Annotated in this window: 13 protein-coding genes and 1 pseudogene; 2 read left to right on the plus strand and 12 right to left on the minus strand. The window is 66.7% G+C overall.

Annotated elements, in window-relative coordinates; translation table 11 throughout:
* Position 1: 1 nt before the first annotated feature.
* Positions 2–1,345 carry a sigma-54-dependent transcriptional regulator gene (locus EJB06_RS29755; RefSeq protein ID WP_126077649.1) on the minus strand — a complete coding sequence of 448 codons (1,344 nt, stop codon included), beginning with the start codon at positions 1,343–1,345 and terminating at the stop codon, positions 2–4.
* Positions 1,342–3,201 carry a sensor histidine kinase gene (locus tag EJB06_RS29760; protein WP_126077650.1) on the minus strand — a complete coding sequence of 620 codons (1,860 nt, stop codon included), beginning with the start codon at positions 3,199–3,201 and terminating at the stop codon, positions 1,342–1,344. The genes EJB06_RS29755 and EJB06_RS29760 overlap by 4 nt, the downstream gene beginning before the upstream one ends.
* Positions 3,202–3,422: 221 nt before the next feature.
* Here EJB06_RS29760 and EJB06_RS32750 point away from each other — a divergent pair, with 221 nt between their 5' ends.
* Entirely contained in the window at positions 3,423–4,277 is an 855-nt protein-coding gene (locus EJB06_RS32750; protein ID WP_126077651.1) for a fatty acid desaturase family protein, read from the plus strand.
* A 118-nt stretch (positions 4,278–4,395) separates the two neighbouring features.
* On the opposite strand, the pseudogene EJB06_RS32755 reads toward EJB06_RS32750, so the two are convergent.
* The 10 genes and pseudogenes from EJB06_RS32755 to EJB06_RS29815 all read right to left on the minus strand — a co-directional run.
* Positions 4,396–4,899 (minus strand): annotated as a pseudogene (locus EJB06_RS32755) (HAD hydrolase-like protein); the annotation flags it as partial.
* Between the two features lie 37 nt (positions 4,900–4,936).
* Positions 4,937–6,424, minus strand: a complete 1,488-nt coding sequence (locus tag EJB06_RS29775; protein ID WP_126077652.1) for an aldehyde dehydrogenase — start codon at positions 6,422–6,424, stop codon at positions 4,937–4,939.
* A 10-nt stretch (positions 6,425–6,434) separates the two neighbouring features.
* On the minus strand, positions 6,435–7,805 hold the full coding sequence (locus EJB06_RS29780; protein ID WP_126077653.1) for a DUF3138 family protein: 1,371 nt from the start codon (positions 7,803–7,805) through the stop codon (positions 6,435–6,437).
* Between the two features lie 75 nt (positions 7,806–7,880).
* A complete protein-coding gene (locus EJB06_RS29785) occupies positions 7,881–8,720 on the minus strand; it encodes an ABC transporter permease subunit (RefSeq protein ID WP_126077680.1) in 840 nt (279 codons plus the stop codon).
* A gap of 2 nt (positions 8,721–8,722) precedes the next feature.
* Positions 8,723–9,628 carry an ABC transporter permease subunit gene (locus tag EJB06_RS29790; RefSeq protein WP_126077654.1) on the minus strand — a complete coding sequence of 302 codons (906 nt, stop codon included), beginning with the start codon at positions 9,626–9,628 and terminating at the stop codon, positions 8,723–8,725.
* 7 nt (positions 9,629–9,635) lie between these two features.
* Complete coding sequence (locus EJB06_RS29795; RefSeq protein ID WP_126077655.1) at positions 9,636–10,769, minus strand: ABC transporter ATP-binding protein; 1,134 nt, start codon at positions 10,767–10,769, stop codon at positions 9,636–9,638.
* A gap of 67 nt (positions 10,770–10,836) precedes the next feature.
* A complete protein-coding gene (locus tag EJB06_RS29800) occupies positions 10,837–11,943 on the minus strand; it encodes a polyamine ABC transporter substrate-binding protein (protein WP_126077656.1) in 1,107 nt (368 codons plus the stop codon).
* A gap of 23 nt (positions 11,944–11,966) precedes the next feature.
* Entirely contained in the window at positions 11,967–13,400 is a 1,434-nt protein-coding gene (locus EJB06_RS29805; protein ID WP_370660163.1) for an aspartate aminotransferase family protein, read from the minus strand.
* Between the two features lie 64 nt (positions 13,401–13,464).
* The gene (locus EJB06_RS29810) at positions 13,465–14,835 is read right to left on the minus strand and encodes a glutamine synthetase family protein (protein WP_126077658.1); all 1,371 of its coding nucleotides are present in this window, start codon (positions 14,833–14,835) and stop codon (positions 13,465–13,467) included.
* 133 nt (positions 14,836–14,968) lie between these two features.
* A complete protein-coding gene (locus tag EJB06_RS29815; protein WP_126077659.1) occupies positions 14,969–15,724 on the minus strand; it encodes a gamma-glutamyl-gamma-aminobutyrate hydrolase family protein in 756 nt (251 codons plus the stop codon).
* A 325-nt stretch (positions 15,725–16,049) separates the two neighbouring features.
* Between EJB06_RS29815 and gabD the strand changes: the two genes are divergently transcribed.
* Positions 16,050–17,504, plus strand: a complete 1,455-nt coding sequence (gene gabD / locus EJB06_RS29820; RefSeq protein WP_126077660.1) for an NADP-dependent succinate-semialdehyde dehydrogenase — start codon at positions 16,050–16,052, stop codon at positions 17,502–17,504.
* Positions 17,505–17,512: the final 8 nt, after the last annotated feature.

Consider the following 17,512-nt stretch of genomic DNA (forward strand, 5'->3'; position numbering starts at 1 on the left):
GCTAGCGCAGTCCGTAGCGCTTCATCTTGTTCAACAGCCCCACCCGCGAAATACCCAGCTGTTTCGCGGCGTGGGTGTGGTTGTGCGCCGTGTCGTCGAGCGCGGCGACGATCAGGCGCTTCTCCAGCGCCGCCACCTGCGCGTCCAGCAGGCCACCGCCTTCCACCGCCATCGGCGCGGCCGCTTCGCCGCAGGCCAGCGCCAGGTCGTCGACCGTGATCGCACCGGCGTTGCCCGCCAGCGCCGCCGCCGTCGATACCGAATGCTGCAGCTCGCGCACATTGCCCGGCCAGTTTCTCGATACCACCCACTCCAGCGCGTCCGGCGCCAGCCGCTTGGGCGGCGTCATGCGCGCCGCCAGCGCCTGCGCGATCAGGGCCACATCCTCGGCGCGCTCGGCCAGCGCCGTGGTACGCACCTGGATGCCCTTGAGGCGATAGAACAGGTCGTCGCGGAAGGTCTTCTCTTCCACCATCGCCGCCAGGTCGCGGTTGGTGGCGGCAACCACGCGCACGTCGACCCGCGTTTCGCTGCGCGCGCCGACCGCGAAAAAACTCCCCGCCTGCAAAAAGCGCAGCAGCTTGACCTGCATCGACAGCGGCATGTCGCCGATCTCGTCGAGGAACAGGGTGCCGCCGTTGGCGGCGGCGATCAGGCCGATGCGGTCGCGGTCGGCGCCGGTAAAACTGCCCTTGCAGTGCCCGAACAATTCGCTCTCGAACAGCTCCGCCGGAATCGCGCCGCAATGCACCGCCACGAAGGGCTTGGCGGCGCGCTTGCCGTTGGCATGCAGGGCGCGCGCCACCAGCTCCTTGCCGGTGCCGCTCGGCCCCGTGATCATCGCCGGCACCTCGGTCGGGCCGATGCGGCGGATCAGCGCGCGCAGGTCGCGCAGGTCGGCACTGATGCCGATCAGGCCCATGGTGGCGTCGTCCGGGGCCGCGCGGGCGCGCCAGTCGGCCAGCTCGCGCTCCAGGCGGCGCTTGCTCAGCGCGCGCTCGACCACCACGCGCAGCAGGTCCGGGTCGAGCGGCTTGGGTAAAAAGTCCCAGGCGCCGGCGGCGATCGCGCGCAGCGCCAGCTCGCGGTCGGCGTGCCCGGTCATCACCACCACCGGGGCCGAGGCGAGACCGGGCAGCAGCGCCAGCCCTTCATCGGGCCGGAACGACGGCGGCAGCGCCAGGTCGAGCAGCACCAGGTCGAAACTGTGCTCGGCCCACAAGGCCAGCACCTGTTCGCCTGACGCGGCCACCTTGACCTGGTAGCCAAGGCTGGCCAGCCAGTTGCCGCACAGGCGCTGGAAGGCGGGTTCGTCGTCGACGAGAAGAATACGTTCGGATGTCATGGCATGCCCGGTAAAAGAAGTTCGAAGCAGCAGTTCCAGCCGGCCCGCTCGCCCAGCCTGACGCTGCCGCCGTGGGCCTCGACCAGGCGCCGCACGATCGCCAGCCCGAGGCCGGTGCCGCCGGGACGGCGCGTGGTGAAGGGCTGGAACAGGCCAGGCGCCAGGTCGGCGGGCACGCCCGGGCCGTTGTCGCATACGCGCAGCAGCACCTGGCCGCCGGCCTGCGCCTCGGCGTCGACCAGGATGCGCGGATTTGCGCGCCCGCGCAGCATGGCCATGGCGTTGCCGATCAGGTTGCCGAGGATCTGTTCGCCGCGCATCGGGTCGATGTACAGGCACAGGGCCGGGTCGGCATCGAGTTCGATCGCTTGCTGTGGATGGCCGGCCGCCACCCGCCGCACCAGGTCGGCCACCGCCACGCGCTGCGGGTTCAGGCGCACCTCGCCCGAATAAGTGAGCAAGTCCTGGATCAGGTGGTCGGCGCGTTCGATCTGGGCGCGGATGTCGGCGCGCGTCTCGGGCGGCGACATGACCGCCGCCATGCTGATGATGTTGAGCGGATTGCGCAGTTCGTGGGCTACCGTCGCCGCCAGCCCGCCCAGTTCCAGCAGGTGGGCCTGGTGCAGGCGCTCCTTTTCGTGCTCGGCGTAGCGCAGCAGCTGGTCCAGGCGCGCCGCGGCCGCCGCCAGCAGGGCGCCGAATACCTCGCCCACGCGCGTCACCCCCGGCGTCGCGCCTTCCCACTCCATCAGGTCGGTGCGCCAGTGCGGCGCCTCGCCCGCCTTGCCGGCGGCGAGGTAGCAATGCAGGCCGGGCTTGCCGTCGCCGGCCGGCCTGGCGTCGCCCAGCACCACCTGCAGCGGCTGGCGCAGGTGCGCGCCGAGGGTGGCGGCGGCGATGGCTTCGAGCTCGCGCCAGCTGCTGGCGCCGTCCAGGCGCACGCGCCAGTCGGCCAGCACGCCCGCTTCCAGGTGCGCGCCGGGGAACACCAGCGCTTCGATGGCGCGCCGCGACGGGCCCTCCAGCACCAGCATCACGCCCAGCATGGCGGTGCCGAGCAGCCAGAGCTGCCACAAGGGCATGGCCGCCAGCGGCGCGAAGCCGGTGCGCGCGGCCACGCTCAGGAGCAGGCTGGCCAGCGCCACCGTGACCGCCGTCAGCACCAGCCAGGCCAGCAGGCGGTTGGCCCACAGGTTCACCACCATCAGGTCGTAGCGCAGGATGCCGAACACCAGCAGCAGCGCGTAACCGGGCAGCAGGATCACGCTGTAGGGGAAGATGTCGATCCCGAGCGAGGCGTTGAGGAACATCAGCGAGGCGCCCGAACCCCACACGCCGGCGAACCAGATCGCCATGATCTTGCCGCGCTGTTTGGGCGCCGCGCCCGGCCACGCGGCCAGCAGCAGCAGGTAGGCCCAGACGCTGATCGCGGTGACGATCACGCCGGGAATCGAGCCCCACAGCGGGAAAAAATAATAGCGCTCGAAGCCGAGCCAGGGCGCCAGCGTGCCCATGTCGAGCACCTGCACCAGCAGCAGGACCGCGATCCCGAGCGCGTAGGCCCCCAGCAGCTGGCGCCCTCGCTCGCGCTGCAGGAAGCGGAACACGAAGTGCAGGAAGAATACCGCGTTCATCGGGCCGCAGTTGACCAGGCGCTTGCCCAGCGCGGCCACGCCGGCGTCGCCCAGGTGCATGCCCAGCTGCCCCAGCGCCCAGCAGCCGATGCCGACACAGAACAGCGCCAGCGGCTTGATCCCGCTCTGGTGCGGCGCCTTGGCCCACAGCCAGGCCGCCAGGCCCAGGCTGATGCAGCCCTGGACCACCAGGGAAAAATAGTAAACGCGGTAGATGTCCATGCGGGCGCTGGTGTAAGCCGGGTTGATAGTTGCAACAGGCTAACTATATAGCAAGTTGACAGCACGTGCCCATGCGCCGCTATTTTTGTCTTTAAAAACAGCATCTTAGGATGGCGGCGCGGGTGGCATGCCGATTGCGTATGGATGAGTAAGACAGGCCAAGCCGGGCGGCCCGGCTCGTTCACCCTGTCCTTCATTCACCTGATCGGGTAAGCCACGCCATGTTCGCCTTTATCGCAGCACCAAGGTCGTTTCTCTTTCCCTCGCTGAGCCGGCGCAGCGCCGGCATGCCGCAACTGGGCAGCTTCGACGACGACCTGCTGGCGGTCGCCGCGTGGCAGCGCATCGCCCTCGCCGCCCTGCCCGCGCTGACGCTGGCCGTCTTCGCCGTGGCGTACGCGCAGGGCTGTTACCTGGCGCTGCCGCTCGTCATGCTGATGCACTTCGTGTTCACGGTCGCCTACCTGCACGACGTGGCGCACGGCTCGGCGGGGCTCGATGCGCGCGCCACGCATTGGGTGCTGTTCATCGTCAGCGTGCTGGTGCTGCAAAGCGGCCACGCATTCCGCTACACGCACCTGCACCACCACGCCCACTGCCTGGAAGACGACGACCTGGAAGGGGCGCCGGCGCGCGGCGGCCTGCTGTGCGCGCTGCTGATCGGGCCCCTCTACCTGCCGCGCCTGTGGCGCGAATCGTGGCGCAAGATCCGCGCGCAGCGCGACCGCCGCTGGATGGCCGCCGAACTGGCCAGCGCGCTGGCACTCGCGCTGCTGGCCCTGTGGGCAACGCGCTGGAGCAAGGGGCCGCTGGTGTACGCCGGCATGGCCTGGATCGGCGGCTGGCTCTATCCGCTGGCGACGGCCTACCTGCCGCACTACAAACCGGGCAGCAAGCCGCTGGAACAGGCGCGCACCATGCGCGGCGCGATCGTGCCGGCGCTGTTCATGAACCTGACTTACCACCTCGAACATCACCTGTATCCGCAAGTGCCGAGCATGAACCTGCGGCGCCTGTCGCACCGCCTCGATCCGCATTTTGCGGCGCGCGGACTGCGTCCGACCCAGGTGGTGTGAGCGGCGCGCCAGCGCCTGTCAATACCGCCAGCAGCGCCGATATCGATGCGAATTCTTCGGCCGGCCCATGCGCGCGCAAGGTCTCGGCCGGGGCATAGCCCCACGCCACCGCGCCGAACGGCACGCCGGCCCTGGCCGATGCGTCGGCGTCGGTGCCCTGGTCGCCCACGTACAGCGCCTCGGCCGCGCCGACCTGGCTTAGCTTGAGCACCTTGCGGATGCGCGAGGCCTTGCCGAACACCGACATGCCGCATTCGAAGCGGTTGAACAGGCCGCTCAACTCCGGCCCCAGCACGCGCCGCACATTGGATTCGGAATTGGACGACACCACCGCCAGCATCACGCCGGCGCCGGCCAGGGTGCGCAGGGCATCGGCGACGCCGTCGAACAGGGCGATGCCGGATGCGTTCTCGCTCATCTTGCCGATGAAGCTGTTCGCCACCACCGGCATTTTCCAGGCCGGCATGCCGATATGGCGCATGATCTCGCGCGTGCCCATGGCGCGCAGCTGCGCCACCTGGCCGCCGTCGATGCGCCTCAATCCATGCTGGTCCGCCAGCCCGTTGTACACGCTCTGGAAGAACGGGAAGGTGTCGGCCAGGGTACCGTCGAAGTCGAACATGGCCAGCCGGTACTTCAGGCGCGCCCGCGCGCTGAGGTCATCCAATCTGGATCCAGGTGGTTTTCAGTTCGGTGTACTTGTCGAAGGCATGCAACGATTTGTCGCGCCCGTTGCCCGACTGCTTGACGCCGCCGAAGGGCACCGTGATGTCGTCGCCGTCGTACTGGTTCACGTGCACGGTGCCGGCGCGCAGGGCGCGCGCGGTCTTGATGGCTTTACTCAGGTCGGCTGTCCATACGGCGGCCTGCAAGCCGTACCGGGTCGCATTGGCCTGGCGCACGGCGTCGTCGATGTCGGTAAAGGCGAGCACCGACAGCACCGGCCCGAAAATCTCTTCGCGCGCGATGCTCATCGACCCGTCCACCCGGTCGAACAGGGTCGGCGCGATGTAGAAGCCGCCGCTATCAAGGCGCGCGGCGGCGCCCCCGGCCAAGAGCCTGGCGCCGGCCTGCTTGCCCTGTTCGATGTAGCCCATCACGGTCTTCATCTGGGCCGCGTCGACGATGGCGCCCATGACGGTGGCCTCGTCGAGCGGGTCGCCCGGGGCGAAATCGGGCACCAGCGCCAGCGCTTTTTCGAGGAAGGCATCCTTGATCGACGCTTCCACGAACAGGCGCGACGGCGCGTTGCAGCTCTCGCCCTGGTTGAAGTAGATCGAGCCGATGGCTGCGGAAACCGCCGCGTCGAGGTCCGGGCAGTCGGCGCAGACGATGTTGGCCGACTTGCCGCCCAATTCGGTCCAGGCGCGCTTGAGGTTCGACTGGCCGGCCATCTGCAGGATCTGCTTGCCGACGTTGGTGGAACCGGTAAAGCCGATGCAGTCGACATCCATGTGCAGCGCCAGCGCCGCCCCGGCCTCGGCGCCGTAGCCGGGAACGACGTTGAACACGCCGGCCGGCAGCCCCGCTTCGAGCGCGATCTCGGCCAGGCGCAGGGCCGTGAGCGGCGACTTTTCGGACGGTTTGAGGATCACGCTGTTGCCGGCGGCGAGGGCCGGGGCGATCTTCCAGGCGGCCATGATCATCGGATAGTTCCAGGGCACGATGGCGGCCACCACACCGACCGGCTCGCGCGTGACCAGGGCCAGGCTGGTGTCGGCCGTGGGTGCGATCTGGTCGTAGATCTTGTCGACCGCTTCGCCGTACCAGCGGATGCAGTTGGCCGCCGCCGGCACGTCCACGCTCTGGCTGTACTTGATCGGCTTACCCATGTCGAGCGTTTCGAGCAGGGCCAGTTCGTCGGCGTGCGCCAGGATCAGGTCCGCGAACTTGATCATGGTGCGCTTCCTCGCGGCCGGCGCCTGGCCCGCCCAGCGCCGGTCCTCGAAGGCCGCGCGCGCCGCCGCCACCGCCGCGTCCACGTCCGCGCCATCGCAGCGCGCGACGAACCCCAGCTGGCGTCCGTCGACCGGCGAGCGGTTATCGAACTGCCGCTCCGAACGCGCCCATACGCGCTCGCCGCCGATGAATGCGCGTCCGTCGATGCCGAGGGCTGCCGCCCGTTGGTGCCATTGTGTCGTTGTCATCCTGTGCTCCCTAAAAACTTACTACTGTCGATACGCCGATGACGTGATTGTCGCGGCGGTACTGGTCGCTTGATGTCTTGAATACCCTGGCCGTGGCGCGGTCGTAGCGGTATTCGCCCTTGACGCTCACGCCCGGCATGAGCAGGTACTGCGTGCCCAGCGCGAGCGCCGCGCGGTTGGCGCCGCGCGCGGGGTCGATCACCACCCAGTCCTCGCCGCTCCAGGCCATGCCGGCGCCGAAGCCGTTGCGTCCGTCCGGGCAGTTCGCCTCAAGCCCGCCCAGGTCCTTGCAGCCGCTGCCCAGGGTAGCCCCGAACACGCCGCCCCCGCCCCTGCTGTTGTGGAGGTAGTCGAGCCGCGCGATCGCTTCCAGGCGCGGCATGACCTTGTACGACATCAGCGACGACAGGCCGTACCAGCGCTGGCGCCCCACCTTGTAGCGGTTGGCGGCCGTGGCGCGCTGGCGCCCATAGCTTAACTGACCCTGGAAATTGAAGTCGCCACGCGTGCGGTAGCCATCGACTTCGACCAGGTCGAGCCGCCCGAAGGCGCTGTCGTCGTCGAAGCCCGAGTGGGTGCCCGACAGGCCCAGGCCCGAAAATTCGCTCCGGGCGTAGTCGACCCGGTAGAACAGGCCGGGGGTCTTCTCGCGCGCGTGGTCGATGCGAGCGCTGTTCATATTGCCGACCATGACCTTGCTGTCGAATTTGCCGCGCACGAATTGCAGGCCGGCGCCGGTGTAGAAATTGGCCGCCGAAAAATCGAACAGCAGATTATGCGTAATGAGTTTGTTCTGGGTCGAGGCGATGGCCTCGTAGCCGCTCCAGTCGGGAATCTGGCCGGCGAACAGGCGGGTCGACAGGCTAGCCAGCGGAATCGAGACCGACGCCTCGTGCACCAGGTTGCCGAAGTTGTAGCCGGACGCCGTGCCCTTGCTGGGCATGAGCGAGATTCTGAGGCGGGTGCCGCCTTCGAGCTCCTTGTCGACATTGAGCATGGCGCTGCCGAAGTAGGTATTGTCGTAGCCGAAGCTCTCGCCGGAACCGTTGACCGAGCTGTTATTGTTCAGGAAGACGAAGCTCGACGTGCTGGCATTGCGGTTGCGGATGTAGGTCGGGTCGATGTAGCCGGACACCTTCAGTCCCTTCAAGCCGCCCGTTTCCATCGCGTCGTCGGCGGCATCGCTCTTCACGCGCAGGCGCGCCAGTTCGGACGATTCTTCCGAGCGGCCCTGTTCGGCCCTGTCGATCATCGCTTCGAGCTTGCGCACGTGCGCCTTGAGGGCGTCGAGTTCGGCCTTGAGTTCCTCGGTGGTCTGGCCCGCCGCGATGACGGGGCAGGCTGCGGCGGCAGCGATGACGGCGTTGCGATAGACGTGCATGAATCACTCCTCGGGCCAACGGTGAGGGTGGCGGGCACGCCGTGCCCGCCACCGGTACAGCGGCCGACGCGAGTGCTATGACTTGACCGCGGCCGCCACCTGCTTCTGGCGCTGCCGCTCGGCGCGCGCCATCATGATGGCGGCGGCGATCACCCCGATCGACACCACCAGAATCGTCAACGCCGCCACCGCGTTCACGCGCGGGTCCAGCCCCAGGCGCGCGCGCGACATGATCACCAGCGGCATGGTCGTCGAGCCGGGACCGGACAGGAAGTTCGACAGCACCACATCGTCGAGCGAGAGCGTAAACGTGAGCAGCCAGGCCGAGGCCAGCGACTGCGTGATGTTCGGCAGCGTCACCAGGAAGAACACCTGGTGCGGACGGCAGCCCAGGTCCATGGCCGCTTCTTCGAGCGAACGGTTCATCTCGCGCAGGCGCGACTGCACCACCACGGCCGCATACGCCATGCCGAGCAGGGTGTGGCCGATCCAGATGGTGAAGGCGCCGCGCTCGGGGAAGCCGAAGATCTTTTGCACCGAGACCAGCATCAGCAGCAGCGACAGGCCGACGATCACTTCGGGCATGACCAGCGGCGCGCTGACCATCCCCGAGAACAGCAGGCGGCCGGGAAAGCGCTTGTAGCGGTTCAGGGCGAAGGCGGCCATGGTCCCGAGCAGCACGGCGGCCGTGGCGCTCATGAGGGCGATTTTCAGCGACAGCACGAAGCCGCTGACCAGTTCCGCATCCTTGAACAGTTCCGGGTACCACTGTAGCGAAAAACCGCTCCACACCATGTCCTGGCGCGAGCTGTTAAACGAAAACACGACCAGCACCAGCAGCGGCAGGTACAGGAACAGGTAGCCCATCGACAGCCATCCGCGCCCGAACCAGCGGGCCAGCGTCATTTTATTCATGCTCATGCGCGGCCCTCCGCTTCCTGTTCGTCCTTGTACTTGTTGAAGATGGCCATCGGCACCAGGATCAGCGCGATCGCCACCACCGCCAGCGCCGAGGCGCGCGGCCAGTCGGTATTGACGAAGAATTCGTCCCACAGCAGGCGCCCGATCATCAGCGTTTCGGGCCCGCCCAGCAGTTCGGGAATGACGAATTCCCCCACCGCCGGAATGAACACCAGCATGGCGCCAGCGATGATGCCGGACTTCGACAGCGGCACGGTGACGCGCCAGAACGCCTGCCACGGCGTGGCGCCCAGGTCGGCCGCCGCTTCCAGGTAGCGCACGTCCATCTTCACCAGGTTGGCGTACAGCGGCAGGATCATGAACGGCAGGTAGGCGTAGAACATCCCCAGCACCAGCGCGAACGAGGTATTCATCATCTTCAGCGGTTCGTCGATCGCGCCGAGCCACAGCAGGAGGCTGTTCAGCAAGCCCTGGTTGGCCAGGATGCCCTTCCAGGCGTAGATGCGCAGCAGGAAGGAGGTCCAGAACGGCAGCATCACCATCATCAGCAGCACGGTGCGGTAAGCCGGCCTGGCGCGCGCCATGAAATAGGCGAACGGGTAGCCGGTCAGCAGGCACAGGACCGTGGTCAGGGCGGCGTAGCCGAGCGAGCGCAGGAACGTCCACAGGTAGGTGGCATCCTCGGTCAGGGCGACGTAGTTGACCACCTTGGCCCGGATGTTCAGGACCCCGTCGCTGAAGGTGACCAGGGGGCCGAACGGGCTGCCGGTCTCGTCGAGTTCCGAAAAACTCATGCGCAGCACGATCAGGAAGGGGATCAGGAAGGCGATAATCAGCCAGGCCAGCGGCACGCCGATGACCAGGCGGCGGCCGGCCGCGGGAGGACGAAAGGTCTCGATCATGGCCGCCTCAATTGGTCAGGACCACGATGTCGCTGCCGTCCCACCACGCGACGACCTGCTGGCCGCGTTCCATGCGCGCCTCTTCGTGGCGCGCGGCGTTGGTGCGCGCCACCTTGAGGATGCCGCCGTGCGCCATGCGCACCTGGTAGTGGGTCTCGTTGCCGAAGTAGGAGACGTTGACGATCTCGCCGGCCACGCAGTTGTAGCCGTCCTCAAAGGCCGAGGCGCGCTGCTCCAGGCCGGGCATCTGGCGCTGCAGGACGATCTTTTCGGGCCGCACCGCCACCGTCACCGGCATGTTGTTGGTGCCGCTGATGCCGTGGCTGACGTAGTGGCGGCATTCCTGCGTCTCGACGATGACGTGGTCGGGTTCATCGACCCGCACGTGGCCGTTGAACATGTTGACGCTGCCGATGAAGTCGGCCACGAAGCGGCAGTTCGGGGTCTCGTAGATTTCGCCCGGCGCGCCCACCTGCAGGATGCGCCCTTCGCTCATCACGGCGATGCGGGTGGCCATGCTCATCGCCTCGTCCTGGTCGTGGGTGACCATCACGCAGGTCACGCCGACCTGCTCGATGATGTTCACCAGTTCCATCTGGGTCTGTTCGCGCAGTTTTTTATCGAGCGCGCCGAGCGGCTCGTCGAGCAGCAGCAACTGCGGACGCTTGGCCAGGCTGCGCGCCAGCGCCACGCGCTGCTGCTGCCCGCCCGAGAGCTGGTGCGGCTTGCGCCTGGCGTAGGCGCCCAGCTGCACCAGCGCCAGCATCTGGTCGACCCGTTCGGCGATCTCCACCCTGGGCAGGCCGTCGCGGCGCAGGCCGAAGGCGACGTTGTCCCACACCGTCAGGTGCGGGAACAGCGCGTACGACTGGAACATCATGTTGACCGGGCGCTCGTAGGGCGGCACGCCGACCAGGTCCTGGCCGGCCAGTTCGATGGCGCCGGCGGTCGGGGTCTCGAACCCGGCCAGCATGCGCAGCAGGGTCGATTTGCCGCAGCCGGAGCTGCCCAGCAGCGCGAAGATCTCGCCCTTGTCGATGGCGAGCGAAATGTCGTTCACGGCGCGCACGCCGTCGAATGCCTTGACGAGGTTGCGGATCAGGAGAAAAGGCTGCGAGCTTGCGGGTTGTGCAATCGTCATAGGGATGATGAAAGATGAGGCAAAGCCGCAATTTTATCGGACATACGCCGGTATGCAGGCAAAATGATTACATCCCGGTTTTAAACCGTGTAAATACGCGCGTCATGGTGCGGCGCGCTTCGGCGCTCAGGGGCTCGGGCACCACCATGCGCTGCTTGTCGGCGTCCGCCAGGTAGACCGTGCGGTTGTTGGCGATGTCGGGCCGCACCATGGGCGTGGCGGCCTGGTTCGGGTTGGCGTAAAACACCTTGTTGCTCAGGCTGGCGTGCACTTCGGGACGCAGAATATAGTTGATCCACAGGTGGGCGTTGCCCGGATGCGTAGCGTCGGCCGGGATGGCCATGGTGTCGAACATCAGGGTGGCGTTCTTCGGCACCAGCGCCACGATGTTGTGGCCGTTCTTGCTGTCGATGGCGCGCTGGCGCGCGATGTTGATGTCGCCCGACCAGCCCAGCGAGACGCACAGGGCGCCGTTGGCCAGGTCGTTGATGTAGCCGGAAGAACTGAACAGGGTCACCGAGGGCCGGATCGCCTGCAGCATGCGCCCGGCGTCCTGGTAGTCGGCGCTGTTCTTCGAGTAGGCCGGCTTGCCGATGTAGAGCAGCGCGGCGGGCAGCACTTCGGACGGCGAATCGAGGAAGGACACGCCGCAGGAAGTCAGTTTGCTGGCGTAGCGCGGATCGAACACCAGGTCCCAGACATTGTCGGGCATGGGCAGGGCGCCGAGGGCCGCCTTGACCTTGTCGACGTTGATGCCGAGCGTGGTGTAGCCCCACAGCCAGGTGACGAGGTGCTTGTTGTCGGGGTCGAGCTTGCCGATGAGCGCCTGCAGCGCCGGGTCCAGGTTGGCCAGGCGCGGCAGGCTGGCCTTGTCGAGGGGGCGCAGCAGGCCGCCCTCGATCTGCAGGCGCGCCCAGTGGGCGGTGGGGACCACGATGTCGTAGCCGGTCTTGCCGGCGCTGAGCTTGGCGTGCAGGACTTCGTTGCTGTCGAAGACATCGTAGCGGACCTTGATGCCGGTTTCTTTTTCGAAGTTGCGGACCGTGTCGTCGGCGATGTAGTCGGACCAGTTGTAGATATTGAGGACCTTTTCCTCGGGCGGCGCGGCGCCGGCCAGGCCGGCCGCCGCGAGGACGAAGATGCAGCACTGCGCGATGCGGTTGATCGACTTCATCCTGCCTCCGGTTCAACGTACGTTCAGACTACCCAGCCCCGCTGCTGCAAGTCGATCAGGGTGGCCTCCAGGCAGTACCTGATCTTGAAGATCATCTCGTCGATCTGCGCGCGCGTCATCACCAGCGGCGGTGCGATGATCATGCGCTCGCCCACGGCGCGCATGATGATCCCGTTGGCGAACATATAGCCCCGGCACAGCATGCCCACGCCCTGATCCGGATCGAAGAACTCGCAGTCGTGCACCACGTCGGCCTTCTTGCGCACCAGGTTCAGTCCCGCCACGAACCCGCAGCTGTCGGCGTAACCGACCAGCGGATGGTCCATCAGCGCCGCGAACTTCTCTTTCAGGTACGGGCCGGTATCGTGCGCGACCTGCTGCACCAGGCGCTCGTCGATCAGGATGCGGATGTTTTCGAGCGCCGCCGCGCAGGCCACCGGATGGCCCGAGTACGTGAACCCGTGATTGAAGTCGCCGCCCTCCTCGATCAGCACGTCCGCCACGCGGTCGCCGACCAGCACGCCACCCAGAGGAACATAGCCCGAGGTCACCCCCTTGGCGAAGGTAATCAGATCAGGTTTGATCTGCATCAATTCGGAGCCGAACCATGTACCAAGACGGCCAAAGCCGCAAATGACTTCGTCGGCGATCAGGAGCACGCCGTATTTGTCGCAGATGCGGCCGATTTCGGGCCAGTAGGTGGCCGGGGGGATGATCACGCCGCCCGCGCCCTGCACCGGTTCGCCGATGAAGGCGGCCACCTTGTCGGGCCCGACCTCGAGGATCTTGGTTTCGAGCCAGCCGGCGGCCACGATGCCGAATTCGTCCGGACTCATGCCGCAGCCGTTTTCCACCCAGTTGGGCTGGCCGATATGTTCGATACCGGGGATCATGCCGCCCTGCTCGTGCATGCCCGCCATGCCGCCCAGCGCCGCGCCGGCCACGGTGCTGCCGTGGTAGGCGTTGTAGCGGCTGATGACGGTGTGGCGCTGCGGCTGGCCTTTCAGGTCCCAGTAGCGGCGCACCATGCGCAGGTTGGTGTCGTTCGCTTCCGAGCCGGAGCCGGTGAAGAACACGTGGTTGAACTGGGGCGGCGACATCTCCACCAGCAGCGCGGCCAGGCGCGTGGCCGGCACGTTGGTGGTGTTGAAGAAGCTGTTATAGAAGGGCAGCGTCTGCATCTGGCGGTAGACCGCGTCCGCGATGCTGGTGCGCCCGTAGCCGACATTCACGCACCACAGGCCGGACATGCCGTCGAGGATCTTCTGCCCTTCCGAATCCCACAGGTAGATGCCGTCGCCGCGCACCATCACGCGCACGCCGCGTTCGCCCAGCGCCTTGTGGTCGGTGAAGGGATGCATGTAGTGCGCCGCATCCTGGCGCTGGAGTTCGGCGGTGTCGTAGACGTCGTGCGTGGCGGCCTTGACCGACGCGACCAGCGCGGCGCTCGGGACCATGGGGTTGGCTGTCATGATGGACCTCGTTGATCGTTGTCGTTATCGTTGTTGTCGTTGCCGGTGCTCAGACGTGCAGCAGCAGGTGCTCGCGTTCCCACGGACTGATGACGGTCATGAATTCCTGGTGTTCCAGGTCCTTGATGGCGGCGTAGACATCGATGAAGCGCTCGCCCAGCACCGAGCGCAGCTTGTCTTCGGAGCGCAGCAGGTGCAGCGCTTCGGGCAGGCCCTGGGGCAGTTCGAACGGCATTTCGTAGGCGCTGCCGTTCATCATCGGGGTCGGTTCGAGCTGCTCGGTCATGCCGAGGTAGCCGCAGGCCAGGGTCACGGCCAGCGCCAGGTAGGGATTGGCGTCGGCGCCGATGATGCGGTTTTCCACGCGCCGGTCCTGCACGCCCGATTCGGGTACGCGAAAGCCCACCGTGCGGTTGTCCAGTCCCCACTGGATGTTGATCGGGGCGGCGGTGTGGCGCACGATGCGGCGGTAGGAATTGACGTAGGGCGCGACGATCGCCATCGCCGACGGCATGTAGCGCTGCAGGCCGCCGATGTACTGCTTGAACAGGGGCGAGGCGGAACCGTCCTCGCTGCTGAAGATATTCCGGCCGGTCCTGGTGTCGACCACGCTCTGGTGCACGTGCATGGCCGAACCGGGTTCGCCCGCCATCGGCTTGGCCATGAAGGTGGCGTACATATCGTGCTTGAGCGCCGCTTCGCGCAGGGTGCGCTTGAAGAAGAACACCTTGTCGGCCAGGCCGAGCGGGTCGCCATGCAGGAAGTTGATTTCCATCTGGCCGGCGCCGATCTCGTGGATCAGGGTGTCGACGTCGAGGTTCATCAGTTCGCAGTAGTCGTAGATGTCCTCGAACAGGGGATCGAACTCGTTGACGGCGTCGATGCTGTAGACCTGGCGGCTGGTTTCGGCGCGGCCGCTGCGGCCGATCGGCGGTTTCAAGGGCAGGTCGGGATCGATGTTCTTGGCGGTCAGGTAAAACTCCAGCTCGGGCGCGACTACCGGCTTCCAGCCCTTGTCGGCGTACAGCTTGAGGACACGGCGCAGCACCGTGCGCGGCGCGAAGTCGACCAGCTTGCCGTCGGCGAAATAGCAGTCGTGGATCACCTGCGCGGTCGGGTCGACCGCCCACGGCACCATGGTGATGGTGGTCGGATCGGCCTTCAGGATCATGTCGCGGTCGGTGGCCGAGATGGCGCGGTCGTAGGCTTCGTCGTCGAGCGGGTAGTTGCCGGTCACGGTCATGCCCAGCACCGCCTCGGGAATGCGCATGCCGCGCTCCTGGGTGAATTTACCGCGCGGCAGGATCTTGCCGCGCGCGACCCCGGTCAGGTCGGGGATCAGGCATTCGATTTCGGTGACCCGCTTCTCGTTGAGCCACAGGTCCATGTCGGTGTAGGTAAAGTTTTCGCGAATTGCCATGATGTTCTCTCTGTAGTGTGTTCATACGCGCGCGGGCCGATGCCGCGGGCGTGCTCTGGAACCGAGGATGGCAAGCGTCGCTAGGGTACGCAGCAAAGGGCCCATTTTTCGTAGCGGCTGGCGCTGCGGGTATTCATGCGCGCCTCGCCCGGTAGGCGCGGCAGGCCATGCCGAAGGCGCCGAACATGGCCATCGAGGCCGGGTTCTCGAGGATCATCCACTCGGGATGCCACTGCACAGCCAGGGTAAAGCCGGGCGCGGACGGCACCGAAAACGCTTCCACCAGGCCGTCGCGCGAGACCGCTTCGACCGCGATGCCGGGCGCGAGCCGGTCCACGCCCTGCCCGTGCAGGGAATTGACGGCGATGCGCTGGGCGCCGCCGAGCATGCGCTGGAAGGCGCCGCCGGGCGTGACGATCACGTCGTGGGCCGGGCCGTACTGCTCGTCGATGGAAGCGTCGGGATCTTCGCGGTGGTCCATCTTGCCTTCGACTTCCTGCACCGCCTGGTACAGGCTGCCGCCGAGGGCCACGTTCATTTCCTGGAAGCCGCGGCAGACCGCGATCAGGGGGATGCCGCGCTCGAGGGCGGCGCGGATCAGGGGCAAGGTGGTGGCGTCGCGCGCGCGGTCCTGCGGCAGGCTGGGATCGTGCACATCCTGGTCGTAGTAGCTCGGGTGCACGTTGGAGGCCGAGCCGGTGAGCATGATGCCGTCGCACACGGACAGCGAGGCGTCGAGGTCGAGCGCGGCGCCGAGCGCGGGCAGGATCATGGGGGCGCAGTCGGCGCCGAGGACGACGGCGTCGACATACTTGCGCTGCGCGGTGTGGTACGGATGGGGTCCGATCTGACGCGTGCAGGCGGGAACGAGGACGATAGGACGGCGCATGATTGTCGGTATAGGAACGAATGACGCACTCGGTTCATCATAATGGCTTATCGGCCCGATGGCGAGTGCTGCTTGATCCATCTCAAATGGACGACCTGGGCTTGAGGCATATCAATACGTCAAGCCTTGGGGACAGCTTAACGGCAAGTTGTCAAACATGCCAACACAAACCGCCAGCAAGGGAATTTTCCCGCATTGCAACTAATTTCTCATTAAAGCTCTGACCCCGGTGCGCGGTGCGCGCGCGGCTGGCGGGCAATTCCTTGTAAAAAACGCTAAGATGATTTCCCGGCCACGCGCCAAGCCCACTCACGAAAGCACAGTCATGTTGAACCTGAAAGACCCGGCGCTGCTGCGGCAGCAATGTTTTATCGATGGCGAATGGTGCGATGCGGCCGATGCCGCCACCATCACGGTGACCAACCCGGCCACCGGCGAGGCGCTCGGCACGGTGCCGCGCATGGGCAAGGACGAGGCCGCGCGCGCCATCGCCGCCGCCAATGCGGCCTGGCCGGCCTGGCGCAAGAAAGGCGCGCGCGAACGCAGCGTCATCTTGCGCAAATGGAACGACCTGATGATCGAGAATGCCGACGACCTGGCCCTGATCATGACCGCCGAACAGGGCAAGCCGCTCACCGAATCGAAGGGCGAGATCGCCTACGCCGCCTCCTTCATCGAATGGTTCGCCGAGGAGGGCAAGCGGGTCGAGGGCGATACCTTGCAGTCGCCCTGGGCCGACCGCCGCCTGGTGGTGACCAAGGAGCCGATCGGCGTGTGCGCGGCGATTACGCCGTGGAATTTTCCGGCGGCGATGATCACGCGCAAGGCCGGCCCGGCGCTGGCGGCCGGCTGTCCGATGGTGGTCAAGCCGGCCGAGCTGACCCCGTTCTCGGCCCTGGCGCTGGCCGAACTGGCCGAGCGCGCCGGCATCCCGAAAGGCGTGTTCAGCGTCATCACCGGCGACTCGAAAGCCATCGGCGCCGAAATGACCGGCAATCCGCTGGTGCGCAAGCTGACCTTCACCGGCTCGACCCAGGTCGGGCGCGTGCTGATGGAGCAATGCGCGCCGACCATCAAGAAGCTGTCGCTGGAGCTGGGCGGCAACGCGCCCTTCATCGTGTTCGACGACGCCGACCTCGATGCGGCGGTCGAAGGGGCGATTGCCTCCAAGTACCGCAATGCCGGCCAGACCTGCGTATGCGCCAACCGCCTGTACGTGCAGGATGGGGTGTACGAACGCTTCGCCGAGAAGCTGGTGGCGGCGGTCGCCAGGCTGAAAGTCGGCAACGGCCAGGACGTGGGCGTGACGCAAGGTCCGCTGATCGAAGAAAAGGCCGTGGCCAAGGTCGAGGAGCATATCGCCGATGCGCTGTCGAAAGGCGCGCGCCTGCTGGCCGGCGGCAAGCGCCATGCGCTGGGGCACAGCTTTTTCGAGCCGACCGTGCTGGCCGACGTGAGCTCGCAGATGCAGGTGGCCACCGAGGAAACCTTCGGCCCGCTCGCGCCCCTGTTCCGCTTCGATACCGAGGACGATGTCATCGCCATGGCCAACGATACCGAATTCGGGCTGGCGGCGTATTTCTACTCGCGCGACATCGGGCGCGTGTGGCGCGTGGCCGATGCGCTGGAGACCGGCATGGTCGGCGTCAACACCGGCCTGATCTCGACCGAAGTGGCGCCGTTCGGCGGCGTCAAGCAGTCCGGGCTGGGGCGCGAAGGCTCGCGCTACGGCATCGACGACTATCTGGTCGTCAAGTACATCTGCATGGGCGGGCTGTAAGCGGCCTG

Origin of the sequence: Massilia atriviolacea, assembly GCF_003953935.1 — a bacterium.
Taxonomy (GTDB): Bacteria; Pseudomonadota; Gammaproteobacteria; order Burkholderiales; family Burkholderiaceae_D; genus Telluria_A; species Telluria_A atriviolacea.

Bases quoted from the DNA above. Each gene is read 5' to 3' on its own strand.
- EJB06_RS29755 (WP_126077649.1), bottom strand. From the start codon at position 1,345: ATGACATCCGAACGTATTCTTCTCGTCGACGACGAACCCGCCTTCCAG.
- EJB06_RS29760 (WP_126077650.1), bottom strand. From the start codon at position 3,201: ATGGACATCTACCGCGTTTACTATTTTTCCCTGGTGGTCCAGGGCTGC.
- EJB06_RS32750 (WP_126077651.1), top strand. From the start codon at position 3,423: ATGTTCGCCTTTATCGCAGCACCAAGGTCGTTTCTCTTTCCCTCGCTG.
- EJB06_RS29775 (WP_126077652.1), bottom strand. From the start codon at position 6,424: ATGACAACGACACAATGGCACCAACGGGCGGCAGCCCTCGGCATCGAC.
- EJB06_RS29780 (WP_126077653.1), bottom strand. From the start codon at position 7,805: ATGCACGTCTATCGCAACGCCGTCATCGCTGCCGCCGCAGCCTGCCCC.
- EJB06_RS29785 (WP_126077680.1), bottom strand. From the start codon at position 8,720: ATGAATAAAATGACGCTGGCCCGCTGGTTCGGGCGCGGATGGCTGTCG.
- EJB06_RS29790 (WP_126077654.1), bottom strand. From the start codon at position 9,628: ATGATCGAGACCTTTCGTCCTCCCGCGGCCGGCCGCCGCCTGGTCATC.
- EJB06_RS29795 (WP_126077655.1), bottom strand. From the start codon at position 10,769: ATGACGATTGCACAACCCGCAAGCTCGCAGCCTTTTCTCCTGATCCGC.
- EJB06_RS29800 (WP_126077656.1), bottom strand. From the start codon at position 11,943: ATGAAGTCGATCAACCGCATCGCGCAGTGCTGCATCTTCGTCCTCGCG.
- EJB06_RS29805 (WP_370660163.1), bottom strand. From the start codon at position 13,400: ATGGTCCCGAGCGCCGCGCTGGTCGCGTCGGTCAAGGCCGCCACGCAC.
- EJB06_RS29810 (WP_126077658.1), bottom strand. From the start codon at position 14,835: ATGGCAATTCGCGAAAACTTTACCTACACCGACATGGACCTGTGGCTC.
- EJB06_RS29815 (WP_126077659.1), bottom strand. From the start codon at position 15,724: ATGCGCCGTCCTATCGTCCTCGTTCCCGCCTGCACGCGTCAGATCGGA.
- gabD (WP_126077660.1), top strand. From the start codon at position 16,050: ATGTTGAACCTGAAAGACCCGGCGCTGCTGCGGCAGCAATGTTTTATC.